Source organism: Streptomyces sp. NPDC005070 (assembly GCF_053600395.1).
The window spans coordinates 1-2669 of sequence record NZ_JBSFZS010000358.1 but is presented as its reverse complement, the minus strand read 5'-3'; the positions used below and the strand labels follow the sequence as shown (position 1 = coordinate 2669).

Genomic DNA, 2669 nt, shown 5'->3' with positions numbered 1-2669 from the left:
CCGGCGGTGGACCATACGGTCGTCTCGGTCGGCCCGTACACATTGCGCAGGCTCGCCACCCGTTCGGCCAGGACGCTGAACGACCGCGGCCCGGCGGAAGGGTGTGTCCTACAGGTCGAACTCGTGCGGCGGCAGGTCGAGCGTGAAGCACGCCTCGCGCACGACGGCCTGCTCGGTCTTGTCGAAGTCGCCGTCGGCGCCGCCGATGACGATGCCGATCTGGATGACGGCGCGCGCCTCGGCGGGCTTCTTCTTCGCCTTGGCGATCTCCTGGAGAACGCTGACCTTGCCGAAGGCGAAGTCGGCGGTCAGCTTGTTCAGGTTGTCGTCGAAACGGCGCTGCAGGTCCACGGCGTCGAAGTTCTGCAGGACCTCGTTCGTCGCGATGAGCTGGGCCACACGCTGCCGCTCGGACGGGTCGATCGTGCCGTCCGCCGCCGCGACCAGGGCGCACATGGCCATGCTCGCGTCACGGAAGGCGCCGCTCTTGAGATCGTTCTTCTTCGCCACGAGCTGGGTCTGCATCGTCGACGCGGACTCCTTGATGCGGTCCCACAGGGCCATGAGAACTCCATACGTAGTCAAGAGCCCGGTCCGCCCGGGCGGACCGGAAAGCTCCTCGGTTTTACAGCAGCAGGGTGGAAACTAGTGGACCGTGACGGAAGTTCCCGGTTGATTCCACGCGGCGATCACCGGATCGCCGTGTTCGGTGGAGAGCCGGCTGACGGTCCCGGTCGAGAGCTGGAACAGCCGTCCCGACTCGGGCGGCAGCCCCAGCCGGCGAGCGGTGAGCACCCGCAGGAAGTGCGCGTGCGCCACCAGCACCACATCACCGGGCCGGTCGCAGAGCGCGGCGTCCACCCGGGAGAGCACCCGGTCGGCGCGCATGCCCACCTCACGAGGTGATTCGCCGGGGTGGCCGTCCGGGCCGGGCGGCACCCCGTCGTCCCACAGCACCCAGTCGGGCCGGGCCCGGTGGATGGCACGGGTGGTGATCCCCTCGTAGCCGCCGTAGTCCCACTCGTGCAGATCGGGGTCGGTGCGCGAGCCGGACAGCCCCGCGAGCTCGGCCGTCCGGACCGCGCGGCCGAGGGGACTGGTGAGGACCTGGGCGAAGGAGCGTCCGGCGAAGAACGGCGCGAGGGACTCGGCCTGCTCCTCGCCGTGCCGGGTGAGCGGAAGATCGGTCCAGCTCGTGTGCTGTCCCGTCAGCGTCCACTCGGTCTCTCCGTGGCGGACCAGGATGAGATCGCCCATGGTCCTTCCCTACTTCGCCGACTCGACGGCGTGACCGCCGAACTGGTTGCGCAGCGCCGCGATCATCTTCATCTGCGGCGAGTCGTCCTGCCGCGAGGCGAAGCGGGCGAAGAGCGAGGCCGTGATGGCGGGCAGCGGAACGGCGTTGTCGATGGCCGCCTCGACGGTCCAGCGGCCCTCGCCGGAGTCTTCCGCGTGACCGCGCAGCTTGTCCAGGTGCTCGTCGTCGTCCAGGGCGTTGACCGCGAGGTCGAGCAGCCAGGAACGGATGACCGTGCCCTCCTGCCAGGAGCGGAACACCTCACGTACGTCGGTGACCGAGTCGACCTTCTCCAGGAGCTCCCAGCCCTCGGCGTACGCCTGCATCATGGCGTACTCGATGCCGTTGTGGACCATCTTGGAGAAGTGGCCCGCGCCCACCTTGCCGGCGTGCACGAAGCCGAAGTCGCCCTCGGGCTTGAGCGCGTCGAAGACCGGGCGCACCTTCTCGATGTTCTCGGCGTCGCCGCCCACCATCAGCGCGTAGCCGTTCTCCAGGCCCCACACTCCGCCCGAGACACCCGCGTCGACGAAGCCGATGCCCTTGGCCGCCAGCTCCCCGGCGTGCTTCTCGTCGTCCGTCCAGCGGGAGTTGCCGCCGTCCACGACCGTGTCGCCGGCCTCCAGCAGGTCACCGAGTTCGTCGATGACGGTCTGGGTGGGGGCGCCGGCCGGCACCATCACCCAGACCACGCGGGGGCCTTCGAGGCTGCCCACGAGTTCGGCGAGGCTGTGCACGTCGGCGAGGTCCGGATTACGGTCGTAGCCGACGACGGTGTGGCCGGCGCGGCGTATGCGCTCGCGCATGTTGCCGCCCATCTTGCCGAGACCGATGAGTCCGAGCTGCATTGTCAGTTCACTTCTTCCGGAGAGTGCGGTAAGCGGCCACGAGAGCGGCCGTGGAGGGATCGAGTCCGGGGACGTCGGCGCCCTCGGTCAGGGCGGGTTCGACGCGCTTGGCGAGCACCTTGCCGAGTTCGACGCCCCACTGGTCGAAGGAGTCGATGTTCCAGACGGCGCCCTGGACGAACACCTTGTGCTCGTAGAGGGCGATCAACTGGCCGAGGACGGAGGGGGTCAGTTCGGCCGCGAGGATCGTGGTGGTGGGGTGGTTGCCCTGGAACGTCTTGTGCGGCACCAGTTCCTCGGGCACCCCCTCGGCGCGGACCTCGTCCGGGGTCTTGCCGAACGCCAGCGCCTGCGTCTGCGCGAAGAAGTTCGCCATCAGCAGGTCGTGCTGCGCCGCGAGTTCGTCGCTCAGCTCGCCGACCGGGTTGACGAAGCCGATGAAGTCGGCGGGGATCAGCTTCGTGCCCTGGTGGATCAACTGGTAGTAGGCGTGCTGGCCGTTGGTGCCGGGCGTGCCCCACACC

The 2669-nt window shown here is 68.9% G+C and carries 3 protein-coding genes and 1 pseudogene; all 4 read right to left on the bottom strand.

The window, feature by feature from the left end; translation table 11 throughout:
• Window positions 1-108: 108 nt before the first annotated feature.
• Complete coding sequence (locus ACWEBX_RS39020) at window positions 109-564, bottom strand: tellurite resistance TerB family protein (RefSeq protein WP_451889447.1); 456 nt, start codon at window positions 562-564, stop codon at window positions 109-111.
• Window positions 565-645: 81 nt separating this feature from the next.
• The gene (locus tag ACWEBX_RS39015; RefSeq protein WP_451889446.1) at window positions 646-1257 is read right to left on the bottom strand and encodes a histidine phosphatase family protein; all 612 of its coding nucleotides are present in this window, start codon (window positions 1255-1257) and stop codon (window positions 646-648) included.
• A 9-nt stretch (window positions 1258-1266) separates the two neighbouring features.
• On the bottom strand, window positions 1267-2145 hold the full coding sequence (gene gnd / locus ACWEBX_RS39010; protein WP_451889445.1) for a phosphogluconate dehydrogenase (NAD(+)-dependent, decarboxylating): 879 nt from the start codon (window positions 2143-2145) through the stop codon (window positions 1267-1269).
• 7 nt (window positions 2146-2152) lie between these two features.
• Window positions 2153-2669, bottom strand: a pseudogene (locus ACWEBX_RS39005) (glucose-6-phosphate isomerase); the annotation flags it as partial.

Excerpts from the sequence above, each read along its gene's own strand:
- gnd (WP_451889445.1), bottom strand. The coding sequence starts at position 2,145 with ATGCAGCTCGGACTCATCGGTCTCGGCAAGATGGGCGGCAACATGCGC.
- ACWEBX_RS39020 (WP_451889447.1), bottom strand. The coding sequence starts at position 564 with ATGGCCCTGTGGGACCGCATCAAGGAGTCCGCGTCGACGATGCAGACC.
- ACWEBX_RS39015 (WP_451889446.1), bottom strand. The coding sequence starts at position 1,257 with ATGGGCGATCTCATCCTGGTCCGCCACGGAGAGACCGAGTGGACGCTG.